Genomic DNA, 20645 nt, shown 5'->3' on the forward strand with positions numbered 1-20645 from the left:
GTACTTTTTTTACTTTTTTATTATTTCCCTAAATTCCAAAAGTAAATGTCCAAAAAATAACTGAAAAAATAGGATATACAGGGTTATAACATATAAGATAAAGATGTAAAATAACTGTATATCCACGAACAATAACATATATATAATATTAAAAAAGAAAAAAATCCAACGAAAAATTACTTAACTATAATCTCTACCCTTCTATTTAACGCCTTATTTTCCAAGGTCTTATTATCTCTAACCAATTCATTAAACCCAGAACTTCTAATTTCTTTAACTTTAACTCCTTTAGTTTCTAAATACACTTTAACTGAATTAGCTCTATTCAATCCTAAATCCAGATTATATTTATCATTTCCATCAGTATCTGTATAACCAACAACTATAATTTCTTTATCTTTTAATTCAGAAATTAAACTATCAATTGTATTCTTATGTTCTTCTTTTAAAACAAATTTCCCTGAATCAAATTCTGAAATATAGTATACTTCTTTAATTTCCTTATTTTGATTTTTCTCTATATTCACAATTAAAGCTGTTAATAGCTCAATTTTATTTTCTAACTCATTAATTTTTTCATCATCTTTAATTTTATCATCTTTAACAATAATTGAAGATGCAACATTTTTTATATCTTTACCCTCATCTTTTCCAAATGTATATGATATTCCGATTCCTGTTCCAAATTCTAATCTACTATTAAATGAAACATTAGCTAAAAATCCAAAGTTCTTATAATGAGTAGAATAAGCAATAGCTCCTGCTCCCTCTTTACCATAATATCCTACCGAACCTGAAATAGTATGCTTTCCATTTCCTAAATTCTTTAAAGTTGATGCTGTAGCTAAAGCACTTGCAACTCCAGAATTAGCAATATTTATTTTATTACTTAAATCATTAAATTGTTTTTTATTTAAATTATCATTTTCATAATCCTTAATACCTAATTTTTTCCTCCATTTAATAACATCTTCACTATCAAGATTAGAGGCATCTTTATTAGACTTAATCTGTAATATTTTTTTCAAATGTGGAATTGTAGCTATCTTATATCCTCCTACATTCCCTATACTCATATCAAGTTCAACATTTTTATCTATATCTCTCATATTTTTTATCCAATCATATATTTTTTCAAACTCTTTTCTTTCACTATAATTTACATCTTCAACAGAATAGGAAATGTTTCCTAAAAAATATATAGATATAGTTATAAATACCCTCAACAACCAAATCATTTCTTTTTCTATTTCTATTTTTTTATTAATAAATAATCTCATAATTTTTTTAAACATATACTATACCCTTTTTATCCCCCTATTAAATAAAATCTTAAATAAATCATTTTAATTAAATCAACTAATATCTTAGACCTACTAAACCTCAAACAAAATATTCTCTTTTTTAGTTAATCCAATCATTCTCTTATCTCCCATAAAAGATTTAAAAATCTTCCTCTTTTAACTTTAATTTTAAAATATATCTATATTTTCTTATTAATCCATATTTTATACTTACTTTATCAAATCACATTTTCCCCAACATTTCCCAACATTTTCTCAAGATTTTCCCTAACATTTTTTTCAATATTTATCCCACATTTTCTTCCAAATTTCATCAAATTATCATTTCACCTACATTTAATAACGGCAACATTAAAGATACTAACACACCACCTATTAATAGTGCTATAACTATTATGCTTATAGGTTCTAATAATTTTAGTATAATTTTTATTTTAGAACTAACTTTATTAGAATAGATTAAATATAGGTTTTCAAAGCTATTTGCTAAATCTCCCGTTTTTTCTGCAATATTTATTATAGATGTAAATTCATTATCAAATATCTTTTTATTAACATATATTTTCTTCAAAGGTGTCCCTTTAGATATCTTTTTTATTATCTTATCCATTTCATATATAAAATAGTCATTTTCTACTATATTTAAATTTTTTACTGCATCATAAAAATCTATACCTGATTTTAATTGCACATAAACTCCTTGTATATACCTCATCAAAAAAATATCTCTATAAATTTTAATATTAAACTTATATTTATCAATGATATATCTATTTATGTTTATAAAGTATCTAATAAATAGAAATAATATTAAAAATATAAGAATAATTAAAATATTATACTTAATTATTTTATCTGAAATCGATATTAATATTTTTGTAAGTAAAGGTAATTCTGCATTTAAATCCTTATAAATTTCTACAAATTTTGGAACTATTGTCAACATCATAACTAACAATATTATGAAAGATGTAAGTAGTAATATGACAGGATAACTAATAATATTCATAATTTCCTTTAATATATTATCTTCAAATTCATATTTTTCTTTAAGAATATTAAATACCTGTTGTATATTACCAGTTTTTTCTACTATAGAAATGTAACTTAAAAATTCTTTATTGTTGTTAATATTCTTAAAACTCTCTCTTAAAGTCTTTCCTTTTTCTAAATCTTTCTTTAATCTAAGTAATTTCTCTTTTTCTTTTCCTACATATATATTACATAAAACATTTACACTATCAATAATATCTATTTCATTTCTTAATAGAATTTCTAATCTACTTACTATTTCCTTTCTAAATTTTACTTTATTCATTAAGTATTTCTACCTCTACTTCAACATAAATATTTCTCTTTTCCTTATTTTTACTCTTTTTTCTAAATAATGTTGAGAAAATCGGAATACTTGGACTAGATACATTAATACTTTTACTTTCTCTACCCACAGTAGAAATAAAGGTATTACTCCTATTTTTAAGTAAAACCTTAGTATTTAATATATTTTTACTTCTAACTTTCTCACTTTTAAAACTAGACATTTCTGAATATATTTCAAGTTCTACAAACTCTTTATATCCTTTAGTTATTATCCTTGGTTTAATTTTAAATATGAGTCCTGCTTCACTACTTTGTATCTTTTTCTCTGACGCTTTAAAAAATAATTCATCTGTTATTCTTATCTCTCCCTCACTATTATCCAAAACCATTATACTTGGAAAACTTTTAATATACATATCTCCACTCTGCTTTAAGGCTTCTACATCTAATCCTAATTTACTTCCCCCTAGATTAAGTAAATTACTAAGAGATAATTTATTTTCTAAAAACTTAGCAACTAAATCATCATTCTTATTTTCCTCAAGTTTTAAATTCAAACCAAATCTATCAAAAAGTGAAATAGATGTGTCTATGACATTCATCTTAATTATCACTTGCTTTTTAATTTTATCAATACTATATATCATAAGTTTAAGCTTAGAAATATTCTTTTTTTCTCCAGATAATATATACTTTTCTCCAACTTTTTTTATCTTAACATCAAAAGTTCCATCAAGTTTTAAGATTTCATTTTCAGATATATTTTGAATTTTTAATATTTCATATACTTCTTCTGCTTGTTTTACTACCTTATTTTTTCTTTCAACTTTCTTTTCATTATACAATTTAATCTTTTTCATATTTTCATTACTTATATACCTATTTTCTGAAAAAGTTAGTAATGTAAAGAATAAAAATAACTTTTTCATAATTTTCTCCTATAATATCCTAAAGATATTTCAAAATATTCACCATTTAATATCATATGCACATCTCTATTATCAATAAAAATATCTGAATAAAATATATATTGCAAAAATTCATAAAAATTTACTAAACTTCCACTCATCTTAAAAACAACATTAACTCTTTCATAAAATTCATCTCTTTCTTTAATTATGGGTTTAGAACTATCCACTAATCTTAAATTAGAATAATTTGAAAAATAGAAAATGGATTTTAAAAAATCATTATCTGTAACTACTATTTTATCTATTTCATCATCTCTTTGTACTTCAATTTTTTCATATGATTTATCTATTTTTCCAATTTCTTCTATTTCATCATTTAATAGTGTTATTTTATCCTTTTTTATATAATATTCATTCATATTTTCATAACTTAAATATATGGATAATAGCAAAGCAAATACTATCAAAATATATTTAAGATTTTCTTTCTTTAATTTCATACACAAAAGATATTCCTTCATTTTTATCTTTAAGTTCTATAACACTATATTCATCAAAATATTTTTTCAAGGATTTTTCAAAACTTTCTAACCCTTTAAAATTATCTACATTACCCTTTATTGTCCAAACATCATTAATAAATGAAAGTTCAGTATAACTTAGTCCAAATCTACTACTAGTTAAAAAAAATTCTATGTCCATATAAAAGGGTTTTTTAAATGGTTTTTTCATTTTTTTAAATTCTTCAAAATTTAATAAAGCCTCACTATCTCTAAAATCCATTTCTTTTAAATTATTTTCTTTTAAATCAACTATTTTATCTTCTAAAAAAGAAATTTCATTATTAAGACTACTAACATCAAATGCTTTAATAAAATATATATAAATAAAAATAGGTATTAACAATAATGAATAAGGTATGATTTTTAAAAGCATATCCCTAATATTATTCTTTCTAATTTCACTTATATCTTTATCAAAAATATATTCTTTAATATCTTCATTACCTTTTAATAAAGTGTATCCATAAAAATCTTGATTTTCTTCAAAATCTTCTAAACTAAATTCAATTTTTTCAATATTTTTACCAATTTTAATAGAAAAATCTTTTAGTAATATTATTGTATTTTTATCTATAATTTCAAAAATACTATATATCTCTTTAAGCCTATATGTATTACTAAATATATTCCTTATTTTTCTTACAATGCCATTATCAACTCTTTTTTCTATTCCAATTATTTCCATACCAAGTATCACATAAATTTCTGCATTACTTGAAACATTTAATTCTTCTAATCCATCTAGCATATCTAAAAATACATCATCATAATTAAAAATATATTCTACATCATCAAGCCTTATATATATCCTATCAAGAATTAAAAGTGTAATATATTTTTTCAAGCTATATCACTTCTATCAATATCATCAACTATTCTAATCTTATTTCTCATCAATTCTTTTTCAAGCATATTTTTACTATATTTCTCATTTAATAATAAGTCTATAGTATTATTTTTTTCAACACTAAATATCATAATAGTTGAAACTATAAATAACATTACACTTGAAAATAGCATAACATAAATTAAACTTATCCCCTTATTTTTCACAATTTAACCCTCCTCGTAATCTCAGTTTCATCTTTTTTTAAATTAATTTCCAGTACCCCTGATTCATATTTAAAATTACACGTCGCCCCTTTTATAATTCTCTTCCTATTTGCATAAACATCTTTATCCCTGCATCTAATTATTACCTCTTGTCCTTTATCTCCAAATTTAATAACCTTATTATTAACATATATATCTAAATTTCTTTTATCATATCCTACATCTCTAGTCCTAATTTTTCTTATCAAACTACTACTTGCAGAATATATTTCTATCTCATTTTTTAAAACAGTATTTTGAAGATTAACAAATAATAATAAATTCCTATTTATAAATAAAAGTAGTGTTGAAAAAAATATCATAGCTAGCAAATAATCTAAAAGTATTTGTCCTCTATTTTTCAATTAAAATAAAATCCTTTAAATTATTTATACTAACAAAAGCTACACCTCTATCAATATATAGCTCAAAGAATATTTTTCCATTAATTTCATAATCATCAATTCCTAAATAATTAGTAAAATCAGATGAATTATCAAACACACATTTATCACATACTAAACTTTTAATTTTTTCCTCACTACACCCTTTTATATCCACTAATATATTATGTAAATTTATCATATCTTTTAACTTATCACTTTGCTTTTTTTCTATAACATGTATATTTCTAATTACATATATATTTGCTAATAAAATAATTACAAAAATCAAACTTGAAAATACTGTTTCTATTAACATCTCCCCCTTATTTTTCATTTGTCTCCTAATTACATACTCCTAAATCATGTATAATAAAAGAAAAACACATAGCCGGAGCAAATGGTATATATTTTTTTCTTAAAATTAAAGAATAAATCAAAGAGCTAAAATACATTACTTCATAAAATGTCAAAAGAAAATACATATCTTTCATTCCAAAATACATACCAAATACAAGCATTAATTTAATATCTCCCATACCTATAATTTCAAAATTAAAATATGATTCTAATATCCATAATATAAAGAAAGGTAGAGTAAAAATACCCATACCTATATAGCTACTATAAAACCCACTACTAGTAGAAAGATATAAAAATATGGATAATACAATAAGATCTCTATCATATATATAGCCCTCAACAAAATCTATATATGAGATATATAGCAATAATAAATAAGTGACATATATCATTTTCTTTTACCACTAATAGTATATGTGGCAATTTCTGGCTCTGTTACATTTGCAATGATTTTTTCATTTTCAATTAAAAATTCCCCTTTAAACCTCCCTACAGTAAAATTATTACTCCCACTATTAATATTTACTCCTAAATTTTCTGCTTCCCCCAACACCTTATATATATCAGCATCATTTTTTCCATCTAAATTCATGAGTATATATAAATTATTTAATTCAGATACTGCTGAAAATATCTTAGTTTCATTAGCCTTATCTATATATTTACTAATTTTAGGAACTGAAATACTAGCAAGTATTCCAATAATAGCTATAACAGTAATAATTTCTATTAAGGTAAAACCTTTATTCTTTTTCTTTCTCATATCCCCTCCTTTTATATTCCTATTCTACTCCTTAAATTTTATTTTGTCAATTATTTTTTAATTTTTATTTAATTATTTTACTTTTAATTTGCAATTTGTTAGAATATATTAGAGGTGATGAAATGATACTTGGTTTTGATATTGGAAATACACATATTTGTCCAATAATATATGATGACAATGGTAAAATACTAGAAAAATTTAGAATTCCTAGTAAAGCAAATTTAACTGAAGATACTTTATATGCTACACTAAAAACTTTATGTGATTTTAAGAAAATAGATTTAAATAAAATAGATGATGTTATATATTCATCAGTTGTGCCACATTTAAATAATATTTTTAACTATCTAGCAAAAAAATATTTTAACTGTGAACCATATATATTAAATGTAGATAACATTGATGAGAATTTACTTACATTTACTACTAATACTGAAAGAAATTTAGGAGCAGATAGAATCGCAACTATACTTGCTATGAAAAAATATATAAAAGATAATGAATGTATAATAATAGATTTTGGAACTGCAACTACTTTTGAGGTTATAAAAGATAATAAATATCTTGGTGGTGCAATACTTCCAGGTATAGATTTATCTATAAATGCACTATTTCAAAATACTGCTAAATTACCTAAAATTACTTTTGAAAAACCAAATGAAGTACTTGGAAACACAACAGTTACACAAATCAATATAGGTATATATTATTCTAATATTGGTGCTATAAAAGAATTAATCAATCAGTATAAAAATATATATCCTAATTCATATATAGTTTCAACTGGTGGACAAGGAAAAATAATTACAGAAGATCTTAAAGATTTTATTGATGAATATAAGCCAAATCTATGTGAAGACGGAATATTTGAATTTTATAAATATATAAAAAGCAAAAGCAGGAATTAATCCTGCTTTTAATTTACTATTTATTTTCTTCTAAATATCTAACTTCTAATCCAGTTAAGTTAATTTCAACACGTCTGTTTGGTAATAGACATTGTTTTAATTTAGCTGTAGCTTTAGATCCTGGACATTTAACCTTAGGCTCTCTTTCACCTTTACTTGCAACAGTAATTGGAGTAGTTACTCCTAATTGTTGTAAGTAAGCTCTAACTGTTTGAGCACGTCTTAATCCTAAAGCTAAGTTATAACTGTCGCTTCCTAATCTATCAGTATGCCCTATTATGTCTATTCTATCTAATCTTACATAATCTGTTGATAATTTTTTAACTAGTTCTTGGATTTCCATTTTACCTTTTTCTAACATATCCTCTAATTTATATTTATCAAACTTGAATAAAGCATTTGCACTTAATTCAATTTTCTTAATTTGAGGTTTGATATAAATTGGAACTTCAACTTCTTTTTCTACTTCTTTCTCAACTTCTTTTATAACTTCTTTTTCTTTTTCAACTATCTTTTCAACTGGTACTTCTTTTTCAACTATTTTTTCTTTTTCTACTATCTTTTCTTTTTCTACTATTTTTTCCACTGGTACTTCTACTATTTTTTCAACAATTTTCTCCACTGGAACTTCCACTATTTTCTCAACTATTACTTCTACTGGAACTTCTACTATTTTTTCAACTATTTTTTCTATAACTTCTGGTTTTGGTTCTGGTTTAACTTCAGGTTTAACTGGTTCAACTGGTAATACAGGTTCTTCAACAACTTTTTTTAATTGACCTAATCTTAATCCTGCTGTTATACCAACTTTATTTATAACATTTGATTTTTTCATTAAATCATTCGATGCCGCTGGAGCAGCTGCTGCACTAGCAGGAGTACTGCTAGCAGTATCAACTACCATTACGTGTGTTCTTGATGCTAATGCCTCAACAACAAATGGACCATATTCTCCATTTAATCCTACTGCGTAGTATAATCCTCCAGTTCCTTTATTACTAACATTTGCATGTTTTCTTACAAAACCATATCCCAATTTACCAACTATAGCAAGAGGAGCATCTCCTGTTTCTAATTGTAATACATTTGCTTTAACCACAGCATATACTGGTACATGATGATATCTATCGGTATTGGCACCATTATTTGGCATTGTTACATCTGAGTGTTTTTGATAACCATATCCTGCTGTTTTATCAGAAAAATTATACTCTGCACCTACCCCTAACTCAACCTTATATTGATTAATCGGAAATAACTCAACATTTATTACAAATCCTCTTTCAAGGTCTGTAGATTGGCTATTAAAGAATTTATTATTTTCAGATTGTCTTCTGAATACATCGTAACCACCTTTAATTTGTAATTCAACTCCAGCAGCAGCATTTAAAGCTGTTAATGCAGTTAAAATTAAAAAAAACTTCTTCATCACTATCCTCCTAATTTTCTTTTCCTTTTTATATATTCTCATCAACATTATACTACATTTTAGGTGAAAAGTCCACTATTTTTTATACAAACTCATGTTTTTGCAAAAATTTTCAAGTTTCTTTTCTAACTCATTTTTTATAGCATTTTCCTTATCAATTACTGCCTTAGGTGCTTTCAAAATAAAGGTTTCATTAGATAATTTATTCAATGTTTTTTCAAGCTCTTTTTTAACTTTTTCTATCTCTCTATTTAATTTTTCAATTTCTTTATCAACATCTATTAAACCGTCTAGTGAAACATAAACCTTTGTGTTACCCACAACTCTAAATCCAGCCATTTTAGGTACTTCTGTTAAAATAGCAACTCCCTCAACATTAGCAAGTTTATCTAATACTTTAAGGTTATTTAATAATAAAGTTTTTTCATTTTCATCTTCACTATCAATAATTATCTCTATTTTCTTTGCTGGAGATATATTATTTTCAGCCCTAATATTTCTTATTGATGATACAACTTCTTTTAAGTAATCAAATTCTTTAATAACTTCTAAGTTTAGTAATCCTTTATCTTCTTCTGGATATTCAACTAACATTATACTCTCACCATAAGATTTAATTTTTTGCCATATTTCTTCTGTTACAAAAGGCATAAATGGGTGTAATAATCTAAGTCCATTATCAAGTACATGTCTTAATATCCATTGTGCAGTTTGTCTATCAATATCATTTTCATCTACACCATAAATTCTTGTTTTAGCTATTTCTAAATACCAATCACAAAAATCATTTTTAAAGAATTCATAAGCTATCTTAGCCGATGAGTCTATATTATATTCTTCCATTTCTTTATTAATATTTCTTGATGCTAATTGTAATTTAGATAATATCCATTGATCCTCTAATTTAAAGTCTAAATCAAGTATAGAAATGTCTTCTTTAAATCCCTCTAAATTTGAAATTACAAACTTAGAAGCATTCCATATTTTGTTTGCAAAAGTTAGACCCATTTCAAGTAATTTTTCAGAAAACAGTATATCTTGTCCTTGACTTGTATTATACATAAAACTAAATCTAACTGCATCTGAACCATATTTATCAAGAATAGCTAAAGTATCAGGTGCATTACCTAAAGACTTAGACATTTTTCTACCTATTTCATCTCTTATTATCCCCGTGAAATACACTTCTTTAAATGGTATAGTATCTAAGAAATGTAAACTCATCATTATCATACGTGCTACCCAGAAGAATATTATGTCATCTCCTGTAACTAATAAATCTGTTGGGAAATATCTTTCTAAATCTTTTGTTTTTTTAGGCCAACCCATAGTAGAAAAAGGCCAAAGTGCTGATGAGAACCATGTGTCTAATACATCTGTTTCTTCTCTTAACGGTAATTCCTCTCCAAACTTTTCAACACATATTTTTTTAGCATCATCAAGATTTTTAGCTACAATTAAATCATTATTAGGCGTGTAATAAGCTGGTATTCTATGCCCCCACCAAATTTGACGACTTATAGTCCAATCTCTAATATTTTCTAACCAGTTGTAATATCTTTTTTCCATTCTTTTAGGTGTTAATTTAATTTCTCCATTTTTAACAACTTCTAAAGCTCTTTTAGCTAATGGTTCCATTTTTACAAACCATTGATCAGATATTCTTGGTTCTACAACTGTTTTACAACGATAACAATGTCCTACTGCATGATTATGTTTTTTTACACCTACTAAAAGTCCAAGTTCCTCTAAATCTTTTAAGACTGCTTTTCTTGCCTCAAATCTATCCATTCCTTGATATTTACCACCAAGTTCATTTATTTTACCATTTTCTGTAAATACATTAATTATTTTAAGTCCAGTTCTTTTTGAAACTTCAAAATCGTTAGGGTCATGTGCTGGAGTCATTTTAACTACTCCTGTTCCAAACTCTTTATTAACATAACTATCTGCAACTATAGGAATTTCTCTGTTCATTAATGGTAAAATAGCCATTTTACCAATTAAATGTATGTATCTTTCATCTTCAGGATTTATTGCTATTCCTGTATCACCTAACATAGTTTCTGGTCTTGTAGTTGCAACTATTAAATATCCATCTTCATCTTTTAATGGATACTTAATTTCCCATATGTTTCCCTCTTTATCTATATGGTTTATCTCATCATCTGCAAGTGCCGTAGTACATCTAGGACACCAATTTACCATGTATTCCCCTTTATATATCAGTCCTTGATTATATAGATTAACAAATACTTCTTTAACTGCTTCTGAAAGACCCTCGTCCATGGTAAATCTTTCTCTTTCCCAATCAACAGAATTCCCTATTCTTCTTTGTTGTTTAGTTATGATACCACCATGTTTTTCTTTCCATTCCCAAACTTGTTTAATAAATTCTTCTCTACCTAAATCTTCTTTTCTCAAGTTAGATTCAGCAAGTTTTCTTTCTACTACATTTTGAGTTGCAATACCAGCATGATCTGTTCCAGTCTGCCATAAAGTATCATAACCTTTCATTCTCTTATATCTTATTACAACATCTTGTATAGTATTATTTAAAACATGTCCCATATGTAAAACTCCTGTTACATTTGGTGGTGGAATAACTATACTATACGCTGGTTTTTCATCATCTTTTGATGGTTTAAAATATCCTTTTTCTTCCCATATTTTATACCATTTTTGTTCTATATCAAGTGGATTGTATTTATCCATATCAATATTCCTCCTTAAATAGCTTCAATATATATTATTTATATCATATTTATTATATTTTATTTAACATCTTACTTTTATATAGATTTAAATTATAATAAAACATATGTTCAAGTGTCCTCTAATTATATATTTTATCACAATTAATAATTCTTTACAAGAAAAAGACTCGAGAAATCTCGAGTCCAAATATATTATATTTATTATTTAAATTTAAAATAATCCTGGAATACTTACTCCACCTGTAACAACACTCATTTCTCTTTCAGCTAATTCTTCAGCTTTCTTTATTGCTCCATTAATTGCTGATAATACTAAAGCTGATAATTCATCTGCATTTTCATCTTCTGATGCGTCGTTTATAATATCTAAAGAAATTTTTATATCAACTATGTTTTTTTGACCATTCGCCTTTACTTTAACTAACCCACCAGCAACAGATTCTTCTACAAACAAGTCTTTTAATCCGTCTTGAATTTGTAACATTTTCTCTTGCATAGCTTGGGCTTTTCTAATTAAATCTGATTGGCTATTTACACCTGATTGTGTTGTTTTTAACTTTCTAACCATCTTTCCTCCTAGACTATAAAAAAATGGTGGCGAGAGAAGGATTCGAACCTTCGAAGGCTGAGCCGGCAGATTTACAGTCTGCTCCCTTTGGCCACTCGGGTATCTCGCCACGATGGTGCCGCTTATCGGATTCGAACCAATCACCTGCTGATTACAAGTCAGCTGCTCTACCTAATGAGCTAAAGCGGCAAATATATAAATTGTTTTTAAAAGAATGGCGGAAGTGACGAGACTCGAACTCGCGACATCTTGCGTGACAGGCAAGCACTCTAACCAACTGAGCTACACCTCCATAAATGGTGGTCACAACTGGGCTCGAACCAGTGACCCCCTGCTTGTAAGGCAGGTGCTCTCCCAACTGAGCTATGCGACCATTTACAGCTAATTTAATTTGGTAGGCCCTAGGAGAATCGAACTCCTGTTTTTAGGATGAAAACCTAATGTCCTGACCACTAGACGAAGGGCCCAAACTATTTTAAGCTTGTTGTTTGTCATCTACTGACAAGGATTATAATATCATATGCTTAAAATAAAGTCAAGTATTTTTTTTCATTTTTTTCAATTTTTTACTTTTTGCAAAAAATATATTTTCACTTACTTTTAAATTTATAATCTTAAAACTTTAGAATATAATTTAAAAAACAACTATATTACTAATGAAATTAAGGCACATATAAAAATTATATTTCTCATTTTAAATTTATATTTTAATAATATAACTGCTAAAACAAAACATATTACTGATACATATTCTACTTTATATGAAGATGCAAAATCTACAAATATACTCTTTTTAAATATATTTATTGTAGCTATTAAAATAAGGGATATAGTTGCTGGTTTTATTCCATCAATAATTTTTACTAGTTCCTTATTTTCTAATCCTATGTATTTTATAAACAGCATTAATAATATGATTTGTGGGCTAATAACACCTAGGGTTGCAATTATAGCTCCAATTATCCCTAAATTATTCATACCTATAAATGTTGCTGCATTTATAGCAATGGGTCCAGGAGTTATTTGAGAAATAGATATTATATCTACTAATGTAGAACTTGTAATCCATGAGTATCTTTTTACTATAAATTCTTCTATTAAAGGAAGTATAACATAGCCTCCACCAAAGGCAAACATTCCTATTTTAAAAAATGATGTATATAAATTTAATAGCATTAATCCTCACCTCTATTTTTCCAAATACCTAAGAATCCACATATAACTAAAATATATATTAATTCAAGTTTAAAAATTAATGAAAGTACAAGCACCAATACGTTTACAGTTAAATAAAAATATTTTTTCTTATAACTCAATTGATTTATAAACATATTATATACAGTATAAAATAGTAAAGCTATTATTGCTCCACTTATTCCTTTAAGCATTTTTTGCATATATATATTTCCTATAAATTTACTATAGCTAAATGCTATAAAAGATATAACTATAATACAAGGTAATACCGATGCAATAACAGCTATTATCGCTCCTAATAACCCTAAAGAATAATAACCTACTAAAAATGATGTAGAAATAGTCATAACACCAGGTATAGATTGTGCTAGAGTTATTATTTTTAGCATCTCATCATTTGTTATAACCTTATTTTTTTCAACAAATTCATCTTTAATTATTGGAATTATTGTATAACCTCCTCCAAATGTAATGGAATTTATAATAAACAAAATCTTAAACAATTCAAAATAACTTATTTTTTTCATTTTCATCACCTCTATTATTATATCATCTATGCTTGATTTTTACAATTTAACATGTTAAAATTAACCGTTAATTTAAAAACGGAGGGATTAAAATGTTATTAGAAAACTTAAAGGTAGTATTAAATGATAAATTTTTATCAGCTATCTTTTCAACAATTTTTATTATTCTACTAGGGTATTATTTAAGAAAAAAGAAAATAGTAAACGAACATGCTTCTAAAGTATTAAGTTCAATTTTATTAAGTTCTGCTCTACCAGCGTTAGCTTTTAAAGCTTTCTTAGCTGATATAAATGAGAAAACTTATACTACTGGAATAAATGTATTAGTATTTGGTTTTGTTGCATATATAGTTTTAATTGTATTAGGTTATATATTATATGCAAATAAAAAAGGAGATTTAAAAGACTCATTAGTTGTATTAACTGCTTTTGGATCTACTACTTTCTTCGGTATTCCTATAATAAATGGACTACTTGGTAATGAGGGTACTCTTTATGCAAATGTATTTAATATTGCTTATAGAGTTTTCCTATATTCTTTTGCACTAATAGTTATGAGTGGAGCAAAATTTGACAGAAAAAACTTAAAACAAATTTTTGCTAACCCTATAATTATCGCTACATTCTTAGGATTGTTTTTATGGATATTCCAATCATCTATGCCACAAACTAGCATAATGATTAAAGATGCAAAAACTGGAGAAATGATAGCTAAAAGTATTTCTATTTTTAGAATAGATAAAACTTTACCTTGGCTATTTAATGGTATCAATTACTTAGCAACTTTATCATCTCCTCTTGCATGGCTTGCTATAGGTATGACTTTAGCACAAATATCATTAAAAGAAGCTATTAAAGAAAAACTTACTATAGTTTATGCTGGATACAAATTATTATTAATCCCTGCATTATTCTTCATAATTTTAATAGTTTTAAATAAAGTTGGTATAACTTTCACTTATGAGGCTATAGTTGCAATAGTAATAATGCTTGCTACTCCACCAGCAACAGTTGCAGTTGCATATGCAATTAAATTTGAAAAAGAGGCTGTACTTGCATCAAATATTTCATTAGTAAATACTGTAATTTCAATTTTTGCAATAATTTTCTGGATAGTAGTTTTAGCAACTGCACATGCAGCTACAATAATATAGGGTATAGAAAGAGGTAAATAAATGAAAGTTTTATGCTATGGTATAAGAGATGTTGAGGAAAAATTTTTCCATGAATTAAATAAAAAATTTAATTTTGAAATTACTTGTGTCCCAGAATATTTAAATACTGAGGAAACTGCAAAAATGGCAAAAGATTATGATGCAGTAATATTAAGAGGTAATTGCTGGGCTACAAAAGAAAATTTAGATATTTATAAAGAATGTAATGTTAAATATATCCTTACAAGAACTGTTGGTGTAAATCATATAGATATTAATTATGCTAAAGAGTTAGGTATGAAAATGGCTTATGTTCCATTTTATTCACCTAATGCGATTGCTGAACTTGCACTAACTCTTGCAATGATGTTATTAAGAAATACAGCTTTAATGACTTCAAATTGTGCTAATAAAGACTTTAGAGTAACATCTAATATGTTTTCAAGAGAAATTAGAAATTGCACAGTAGGAGTAATAGGATTAGGTAAAATAGGGTTTACAACTGCTAAATTATTTAATGGTTTAGGTGCTAAAGTATTAGGTTATGATGTATTTAAAAAAGAAAATGTAGAAGATATTGTAACTCAAGTAGATTTAGATACATTAATAAAAGAAAGTGATATTATTTCTTTACACATTCCATTTATAAAAGAAAATGGTAAACTTGTTACTGAAGAATTTATTTCAAAAATGAAAGATAATTCTATACTAATTAATACAGGTCGTGGAGAAACTATGTGTACTAAAGCAATAATAGATGGAATAAAATCTGGAAAACTTTCTGGAGCTGGAATAGATACTTTAGAAAATGAAGCAGAATTATTTTTCAAAGATTTTACAGGAAAAAATATTCCAAATGAATTATTTGAAGAATTAGTAAATCTATATCCTAAAGTATTACTAACTCCACATCTTGGTTCATTTACAGATGAGGCTGTAACTAATATGATAGAAACAACTTATGAAAATTTACAAGAATTTATTACAACAGGAGATTGTAAAAATAAGTTATAGAATAATAAATGGGGCTATCTATTTCAGAACAGCCCCTTTACATCAAATATTTATTCGTAATTTTTCTATAACTAAAGACACATAAAAATATTATACCTATAACTACTGCTATCATACCAGCTATAGAAATATCTAAATATATTGCAATATAGTAACCTATAATAGATGCAATTATATCTATAATTATACTAATCATTATCATACTTTTTATATCTTTGGAAATTAAATATGCACTAATTGGTGGACCTATCATAAATGATATTAATAACATAGCACCAACTGATTCAAATGATATAACTGAAGTTGTAGATACCAATGTCATTAAAAGATAATGTATTAAACTAGGATAAAGTCCTAATGAAAATGCTAGTGCTTTATCAAAAATAGATATTTTTAATTCTTTGAAAAATATAGTAACAAATAATATGTTTACTGTACATATAATCAAACCGTAAACTATTGCTCTTGAAATAGTTACACCAAAAATATCCATAGTATAAAATGGCACAAACGCTATTTCTCCTAATAATACAGCATCTATATCTAAATGAACATTTGCAGTATACTTAGATATTAAAATTACTGCTATCGAAAACAGAAACGATAGAACTACACCTATGGCAGCATCTTCTTTTACCAATTTTGAACTTGTAATTAATTCTACTAAATAGACTGTAATTAGTCCCATTAAAGTTGCACCTAATACAAGTAATGGCGAGTCTAAACTTTTTGCAATAAAAAAGGAAAGTACTATACCAAGTAATATCGTATGACTAATAGCATCTGTCAACATACTCATATTTTTAAGTACTAAAAAAACACCTAATACAGAGCAAGAAATAGCTGTTAATATAGCTACAATAAGTATTGTTAAACTTGGACTCATCTTGCCCACTTCCTTTTTATATCTCTTTCAAATTTTTTTCTATTAATATATCTATATATTAATCCTCTTTTATTAGAGAAAAGAATACTAAATATTACAAATATAGATAACACAACCACTATAACTGGACCTGTAGGTAATGAAGAATTTAAGCTAGAACTTAAACTTCCAATAAATCCAGAAATAGCTCCAAAAATAGATGAAAGAATAACTACAATATTTAATTTATTACTCCATTGTCTTGCTGCAACTACAGGAGATATCATCATAGCAGTCATAAGTACAACTCCTGCTATTTGAAGTCCAATAATTACATTAATTACTATCATTACAGAAACTAACAATCTATATCTATCACTATTAATTCCTATAGTTTTAGCATATTCTTTATCAAAAATACTTATTTTAATTTCTTTCCAAAAAAATATTACTAGTACTAATAATATTAATCCAACACTCATTATTAAATATATATCTTTCAATATTAATGTTGAAGCCTGTCCAAATATGAAATTACTTAATCCTGCTTTCTTAGCACCAGGAACTCTTTTTAAATATGTTAATAATACAAGTCCTAATCCAAAAAAAGTAGAAAGTATTAAAGCTATTGCACTGTCAAATTTAACTTTAGAATTAGTTCCTATATAGTGTATAAGTAAAACACAAATAAGACCCATTATCAATGCTCCAATTAAAAGTACAAACAATTCTCTTTTACCCGTCAACAAAAATGCAATACAAATACCAGCAAGAGAAGAATGTGCAACTCCATCTCCTAATAAACTTTCTTTTTTTAAAACAGCAAATGCCCCTATAATAGCACTAATCATTCCTAGTAAGCTACATCCTATAGCAACTACTTTAAATGTATAGCTACTTAATAATAAATCAAACATTTCTACTATATGTTCTTTCTATATTTTCTTTAGTGTAAACATCTTTTACACTACCACTAGTTACTATACTTTTATTTATAAATGTAACACTATCAAAGTATTCTTCCACTGTATTTAAATCATGATGCACTACTATTACAGTTTTCCCTTGATTTTTTAATTCTTTAAGTATTCTTATTATTGATTTTTCTGTAACAGCATCAACTCCTTGAAAAGGTTCGTCCATTAAATATATTTCTGCATCTTGAACTAAAGCTCTTGCAAGAAATGCTCTTTGTTGTTGTCCACCAGAAAGTTCTGATATTTGTCTATCTTTAAATTCTAACATTTCTACTTGTTTTATTGCATTGTTAACTTTTTCTTTTTCTTCTTTTGGTATTTTCTTTAAAAATCCAACTCTACCATAACATCCCATCATTACTACATCAAAAAGAGTAGTGGGGAAGTCCCAATCTACACTTCCCCTTTGTGGAACATATGCTATTTTTTTCTTTTCTTGCTTATATTCTTTATTATTAATTTTTATAGTTCCAACTACTGGTTTAATAAACTCTAGTATTGTCTTAATTAGTGTTGATTTACCAGCACCATTTGGACCTACTAAAGCCATTAAATCTCCTTTTTCTATTTCAAGATTAATATTTTCAAGTACAGGTTCTAAATCATAAGTAACTACTAAATCCTTAATTTCTATAACCTTCATTTCACTACTTCCTATTTTAAAGCATTTGCTATAGTATCTGCATTAAATTTTAAAGTTTTAATATATGTTTCAGTATTGTTTTTTGCATCTCCCATAGAATCTGAGTATAATTCTCCACCTATTTTTACTTCAAATCCTTTTGCTTTAACTGCTTCTTGAAGTGATTCTATACTTTTGTGGTTTACTGAACTTTCAACAAATATTGCCTTTATTTTGTTAGCTACTATGAAATCAGCTAAATCATTTATTTCTTTTGTCCCTATTTCTGAATCAGTTGAAACACCTTGTATAGCTTTAACTTCTAATCCAAATTGACTTGCAAAGTATCCAAAAGCATCATGAGCTGTAATTAATACTCTTGAGTTTTCAGGTATTTCATTTATTTTATCTTGTACATATTTAGTTGCTTCAGCTAATTCTTTTAAGTATGCTTCTAAGTTATTCATGTAGAAATCTTTATTAGCTGGGTCAAGTTCTGATAATTTTTTAGCAACTGCTTCTGCTTGAACTGCCCAAAATTCTGTATTGAACCATACGTGAGGATCATATACTCCTTTTTCTTCTTCAACTAATTTTGCAGGATCAAGTTGAGCACCTAAATCTAATACTGCTTTATCTTTTAAGTTTTCAAATATTTCAACCATTTTACCTTCTAAATGTAAACCACCATATACAACTAAATCAGCTTTTTCTAATTTTTCAATATCTCCAGCTGTAGCAACATATAGATGTGGATCTTCTCCCTCACCCATTAATCCTGTTACTTTAACTTTATCTTTACCTATTTCATCAAGTAAATTTACATAGTAATTTAAAGTTGTTGTTACTTTAATTTTTCCCTCATCAGAGTTTGCATCTCCCATTTTACTACCACATGAAAATGCAAATACTGTTAGCATTAATGCTAATAAAATTTGTTTTAAATTTTTCATTTTGATACCTCTTTCATAATTTTTTAATCAAACTAATATTACAACATTTTAAATATTTTGTCAATCAAATTATTATCCCTAAAAATTATGATATACCTATAAATATTAGGCTTGTGATTTTAATTTTATATTTATTCATATTTATTTTATCAAACTATTATTTGATAAAAAGCAGAGTTTGTCAAATTTCATATTATATTTTTTTTAAAAAATATTTTAATCTATTTGACCTTATATATTTTCAAGGTATACTGTAATATATAAGAAAAAATAGGAGTTGATAACTATGTCTATAAAATTATGTGATGAAAAAGTATTTTTTGAAAATTTAGAAGTTTCAAATAAGAATGAGTTATTTGAGTTCATAGTAGAAAACTTAGTGAAATTAGAAAGAGTTGAAAAACCACAAAGAATTTTACAAAAATTCCATGAAAAAGAAAGTGAAGTAACTACTTTTCTTGGTTCTAAATTCGCAATTCCTCATTTAAAAAGTACCAAGGTATTAGAAAACACCGTTGTATTTATACGTTTAAAAAAATCTTTAATTTGGAACGAAGAGGGAGATAAAGTTAAATATATCTGTGCCGTACTTGTTAAACCAAGACATGATGATTTATATATAGACATTTTAATGAGCTTATCAAGAAATATTATCGACTCTAAAAAAGTAGATATATTAAAACATTCTGAAAATAAAGATGAAGTTTTAAAATTGATAAATCAAATTTATTAATATTTAAAAAGAGAGTGTAAATAAAAGTATATGGATAATGTCTTTTTTAAAATAAGGTGTCTATGTTATATAGTTTTTGTTCTAAATTCATTATCCATTATTATAACTTTTATTTATACTCTCATATTTTTTGAAATTTAACTTATTTATTATCTACCTTTTTATAGATTTTCCCATTTTTATCTCTACTCAAGTACTTAAAATCTACTAAATATCTTCTAAGAAGAACATAATCTTCAAAATATTCTTTTAATATCTCATTTATGTTGTGAGATAATA

General features: G+C 25.9%; 24 protein-coding genes and 5 tRNA genes. 4 read left to right on the forward strand and 25 right to left on the reverse strand.

The genetic code is table 11. The features are described from left to right. Positions 1-176 precede the first annotated feature (176 nt). From BT993_RS05175 to BT993_RS05220, 10 genes are all read right to left on the reverse strand, one after another. A complete protein-coding gene (locus BT993_RS05175) occupies positions 177-1280 on the reverse strand; it encodes an OmpA family protein (protein ID WP_244147551.1) in 1104 nt (367 codons plus the stop codon). A gap of 337 nt (positions 1281-1617) precedes the next feature. After that, positions 1618-2622, reverse strand: coding sequence for a type II secretion system F family protein (locus BT993_RS05180; RefSeq protein WP_072593544.1), 1005 nt, complete (start codon positions 2620-2622; stop codon positions 1618-1620). After that, entirely contained in the window at positions 2615-3553 is a 939-nt protein-coding gene (locus BT993_RS05185) for a hypothetical protein (RefSeq protein WP_072593545.1), read from the reverse strand. The genes BT993_RS05180 and BT993_RS05185 overlap by 8 nt, the downstream gene beginning before the upstream one ends. Then, positions 3550-4035: a hypothetical protein gene (locus tag BT993_RS05190; protein ID WP_072593546.1), complete on the reverse strand. Its 486-nt coding sequence runs from the start codon at positions 4033-4035 to the stop codon at positions 3550-3552. The genes BT993_RS05185 and BT993_RS05190 overlap by 4 nt, the downstream gene beginning before the upstream one ends. Continuing rightward, positions 4010-4942, reverse strand: a complete 933-nt coding sequence (locus tag BT993_RS05195; RefSeq protein WP_072593547.1) for a hypothetical protein — start codon at positions 4940-4942, stop codon at positions 4010-4012. Before BT993_RS05195 ends, BT993_RS05190 begins: the two co-directional genes overlap by 26 nt. Continuing rightward, positions 4939-5151, reverse strand: coding sequence for a hypothetical protein (locus BT993_RS05200; protein WP_072593548.1), 213 nt, complete (start codon positions 5149-5151; stop codon positions 4939-4941). The genes BT993_RS05195 and BT993_RS05200 overlap by 4 nt, the downstream gene beginning before the upstream one ends. Continuing rightward, positions 5148-5555, reverse strand: a complete 408-nt coding sequence (locus BT993_RS05205) for a hypothetical protein (protein ID WP_072593549.1) — start codon at positions 5553-5555, stop codon at positions 5148-5150. The genes BT993_RS05200 and BT993_RS05205 overlap by 4 nt, the downstream gene beginning before the upstream one ends. Then, entirely contained in the window at positions 5545-5910 is a 366-nt protein-coding gene (locus tag BT993_RS05210; protein WP_072593550.1) for a hypothetical protein, read from the reverse strand. The genes BT993_RS05205 and BT993_RS05210 overlap by 11 nt, the downstream gene beginning before the upstream one ends. Before the next feature lie 7 nt (positions 5911-5917). Further along, on the reverse strand, positions 5918-6328 hold the full coding sequence (locus BT993_RS05215) for a prepilin peptidase (RefSeq protein WP_072593551.1): 411 nt from the start codon (positions 6326-6328) through the stop codon (positions 5918-5920). Continuing rightward, positions 6325-6699, reverse strand: a complete 375-nt coding sequence (locus tag BT993_RS05220) for a prepilin-type N-terminal cleavage/methylation domain-containing protein (RefSeq protein ID WP_072593552.1) — start codon at positions 6697-6699, stop codon at positions 6325-6327. Before BT993_RS05220 ends, BT993_RS05215 begins: the two co-directional genes overlap by 4 nt. A gap of 122 nt (positions 6700-6821) precedes the next feature. Here BT993_RS05220 and BT993_RS05225 point away from each other — a divergent pair, with 122 nt between their 5' ends. Continuing rightward, positions 6822-7610 (forward strand): type III pantothenate kinase, encoded by a 789-nt coding sequence (locus BT993_RS05225; protein ID WP_072593553.1) that lies wholly within the window; start codon positions 6822-6824, stop codon positions 7608-7610. 16 nt (positions 7611-7626) lie between these two features. Here BT993_RS05225 and BT993_RS07205 read toward each other — a convergent pair whose 3' ends face one another. The 10 genes from BT993_RS07205 to BT993_RS05280 all read right to left on the reverse strand — a co-directional run bounded on the left by BT993_RS07205 (position 7627) and on the right by BT993_RS05280 (position 14048). Next, positions 7627-9039, reverse strand: coding sequence for an OmpA family protein (locus BT993_RS07205; RefSeq protein WP_083557400.1), 1413 nt, complete (start codon positions 9037-9039; stop codon positions 7627-7629). A 75-nt stretch (positions 9040-9114) separates the two neighbouring features. Further along, entirely contained in the window at positions 9115-11754 is a 2640-nt protein-coding gene (locus BT993_RS05240) for a valine--tRNA ligase (RefSeq protein ID WP_072593554.1), read from the reverse strand. 213 nt (positions 11755-11967) lie between these two features. Continuing rightward, the gene (locus BT993_RS05245; protein WP_072593555.1) at positions 11968-12324 is read right to left on the reverse strand and encodes a YbaB/EbfC family nucleoid-associated protein; all 357 of its coding nucleotides are present in this window, start codon (positions 12322-12324) and stop codon (positions 11968-11970) included. A 24-nt stretch (positions 12325-12348) separates the two neighbouring features. Then, positions 12349-12433: transfer RNA gene (locus BT993_RS05250), tRNA-Tyr, on the reverse strand. Positions 12434-12437: 4 nt separating this feature from the next. Next, positions 12438-12513: transfer RNA gene (locus BT993_RS05255), tRNA-Thr, on the reverse strand. A gap of 26 nt (positions 12514-12539) precedes the next feature. After that, a tRNA-Asp gene (locus BT993_RS05260) sits at positions 12540-12616 on the reverse strand. A 5-nt stretch (positions 12617-12621) separates the two neighbouring features. Next, a tRNA-Val gene (locus tag BT993_RS05265) sits at positions 12622-12697 on the reverse strand. A gap of 19 nt (positions 12698-12716) precedes the next feature. Beyond that, a tRNA-Glu gene (locus tag BT993_RS05270) sits at positions 12717-12791 on the reverse strand. Positions 12792-12969: 178 nt separating this feature from the next. Next, a complete protein-coding gene (locus tag BT993_RS05275; protein WP_072593556.1) occupies positions 12970-13500 on the reverse strand; it encodes a chromate transporter in 531 nt (176 codons plus the stop codon). Beyond that, positions 13500-14048 carry a chromate transporter gene (locus tag BT993_RS05280; RefSeq protein ID WP_072593557.1) on the reverse strand — a complete coding sequence of 183 codons (549 nt, stop codon included), beginning with the start codon at positions 14046-14048 and terminating at the stop codon, positions 13500-13502. The genes BT993_RS05275 and BT993_RS05280 overlap by 1 nt, the downstream gene beginning before the upstream one ends. Before the next feature lie 92 nt (positions 14049-14140). Between BT993_RS05280 and BT993_RS05285 the strand changes: the two genes are divergently transcribed. Together BT993_RS05285 and BT993_RS05290 are read left to right on the forward strand one after the other, a co-directional pair. Then, the gene (locus BT993_RS05285) at positions 14141-15202 is read left to right on the forward strand and encodes an AEC family transporter (protein ID WP_072593558.1); all 1062 of its coding nucleotides are present in this window, start codon (positions 14141-14143) and stop codon (positions 15200-15202) included. A 21-nt stretch (positions 15203-15223) separates the two neighbouring features. Then, positions 15224-16216, forward strand: a complete 993-nt coding sequence (locus BT993_RS05290; RefSeq protein ID WP_072593559.1) for an NAD(P)-dependent oxidoreductase — start codon at positions 15224-15226, stop codon at positions 16214-16216. Positions 16217-16253: 37 nt separating this feature from the next. On the opposite strand, the gene BT993_RS05295 is transcribed toward BT993_RS05290, so the two are convergent. Genes BT993_RS05295 through BT993_RS05310 form a run of 4 tightly spaced genes read right to left on the reverse strand, consistent with a single transcriptional unit; the run spans position 16254 to position 19600 of the window. Beyond that, complete coding sequence (locus BT993_RS05295) at positions 16254-17102, reverse strand: metal ABC transporter permease (RefSeq protein ID WP_072593560.1); 849 nt, start codon at positions 17100-17102, stop codon at positions 16254-16256. Next, a complete protein-coding gene (locus tag BT993_RS05300) occupies positions 17099-17998 on the reverse strand; it encodes a metal ABC transporter permease (protein ID WP_143604274.1) in 900 nt (299 codons plus the stop codon). The genes BT993_RS05295 and BT993_RS05300 overlap by 4 nt, the downstream gene beginning before the upstream one ends. Then, the gene (locus tag BT993_RS05305; RefSeq protein ID WP_072593562.1) at positions 17991-18701 is read right to left on the reverse strand and encodes a metal ABC transporter ATP-binding protein; all 711 of its coding nucleotides are present in this window, start codon (positions 18699-18701) and stop codon (positions 17991-17993) included. The genes BT993_RS05300 and BT993_RS05305 overlap by 8 nt, the downstream gene beginning before the upstream one ends. Before the next feature lie 11 nt (positions 18702-18712). After that, complete coding sequence (locus BT993_RS05310; RefSeq protein ID WP_415669335.1) at positions 18713-19600, reverse strand: metal ABC transporter solute-binding protein, Zn/Mn family; 888 nt, start codon at positions 19598-19600, stop codon at positions 18713-18715. 319 nt (positions 19601-19919) lie between these two features. Here BT993_RS05310 and BT993_RS05315 point away from each other — a divergent pair, with 319 nt between their 5' ends. Continuing rightward, the gene (locus BT993_RS05315; RefSeq protein ID WP_072593564.1) at positions 19920-20366 is read left to right on the forward strand and encodes a PTS sugar transporter subunit IIA; all 447 of its coding nucleotides are present in this window, start codon (positions 19920-19922) and stop codon (positions 20364-20366) included. 142 nt (positions 20367-20508) lie between these two features. Here BT993_RS05315 and BT993_RS05320 read toward each other — a convergent pair whose 3' ends face one another. Next, a complete protein-coding gene (locus BT993_RS05320) occupies positions 20509-20631 on the reverse strand; it encodes a DUF2087 domain-containing protein (protein WP_341860437.1) in 123 nt (40 codons plus the stop codon). Between the last annotated feature and the right edge of the window lie 14 nt (positions 20632-20645).

The organism is Streptobacillus ratti, assembly GCF_001891165.1.
Lineage (GTDB): Bacteria > Fusobacteriota > Fusobacteriia > Fusobacteriales > Leptotrichiaceae > Streptobacillus > Streptobacillus ratti.

Excerpts from the sequence above, each read along its gene's own strand:
- BT993_RS05175 (WP_244147551.1), bottom strand. The coding sequence starts at position 1,280 with ATGAGATTATTTATTAATAAAAAAATAGAAATAGAAAAAGAAATGATT.
- BT993_RS05180 (WP_072593544.1), bottom strand. The coding sequence starts at position 2,622 with ATGAATAAAGTAAAATTTAGAAAGGAAATAGTAAGTAGATTAGAAATT.
- BT993_RS05185 (WP_072593545.1), bottom strand. The coding sequence starts at position 3,553 with ATGAAAAAGTTATTTTTATTCTTTACATTACTAACTTTTTCAGAAAAT.
- BT993_RS05190 (WP_072593546.1), bottom strand. The coding sequence starts at position 4,035 with ATGAAATTAAAGAAAGAAAATCTTAAATATATTTTGATAGTATTTGCT.
- BT993_RS05210 (WP_072593550.1), bottom strand. The coding sequence starts at position 5,910 with ATGAAAAATAAGGGGGAGATGTTAATAGAAACAGTATTTTCAAGTTTG.
- BT993_RS05215 (WP_072593551.1), bottom strand. The coding sequence starts at position 6,328 with ATGATATATGTCACTTATTTATTATTGCTATATATCTCATATATAGAT.
- BT993_RS05220 (WP_072593552.1), bottom strand. The coding sequence starts at position 6,699 with ATGAGAAAGAAAAAGAATAAAGGTTTTACCTTAATAGAAATTATTACT.
- BT993_RS05225 (WP_072593553.1), top strand. The coding sequence starts at position 6,822 with ATGATACTTGGTTTTGATATTGGAAATACACATATTTGTCCAATAATA.
- BT993_RS07205 (WP_083557400.1), bottom strand. The coding sequence starts at position 9,039 with ATGAAGAAGTTTTTTTTAATTTTAACTGCATTAACAGCTTTAAATGCT.
- BT993_RS05240 (WP_072593554.1), bottom strand. The coding sequence starts at position 11,754 with ATGGATAAATACAATCCACTTGATATAGAACAAAAATGGTATAAAATA.
- BT993_RS05245 (WP_072593555.1), bottom strand. The coding sequence starts at position 12,324 with ATGGTTAGAAAGTTAAAAACAACACAATCAGGTGTAAATAGCCAATCA.
- BT993_RS05275 (WP_072593556.1), bottom strand. The coding sequence starts at position 13,500 with ATGCTATTAAATTTATATACATCATTTTTTAAAATAGGAATGTTTGCC.
- BT993_RS05280 (WP_072593557.1), bottom strand. The coding sequence starts at position 14,048 with ATGAAAAAAATAAGTTATTTTGAATTGTTTAAGATTTTGTTTATTATA.
- BT993_RS05285 (WP_072593558.1), top strand. The coding sequence starts at position 14,141 with ATGTTATTAGAAAACTTAAAGGTAGTATTAAATGATAAATTTTTATCA.
- BT993_RS05290 (WP_072593559.1), top strand. The coding sequence starts at position 15,224 with ATGAAAGTTTTATGCTATGGTATAAGAGATGTTGAGGAAAAATTTTTC.
- BT993_RS05295 (WP_072593560.1), bottom strand. The coding sequence starts at position 17,102 with ATGAGTCCAAGTTTAACAATACTTATTGTAGCTATATTAACAGCTATT.
- BT993_RS05300 (WP_143604274.1), bottom strand. The coding sequence starts at position 17,998 with ATGTTTGATTTATTATTAAGTAGCTATACATTTAAAGTAGTTGCTATA.
- BT993_RS05305 (WP_072593562.1), bottom strand. The coding sequence starts at position 18,701 with ATGAAGGTTATAGAAATTAAGGATTTAGTAGTTACTTATGATTTAGAA.
- BT993_RS05310 (WP_415669335.1), bottom strand. The coding sequence starts at position 19,600 with ATGCTAACAGTATTTGCATTTTCATGTGGTAGTAAAATGGGAGATGCA.
- BT993_RS05315 (WP_072593564.1), top strand. The coding sequence starts at position 19,920 with ATGTCTATAAAATTATGTGATGAAAAAGTATTTTTTGAAAATTTAGAA.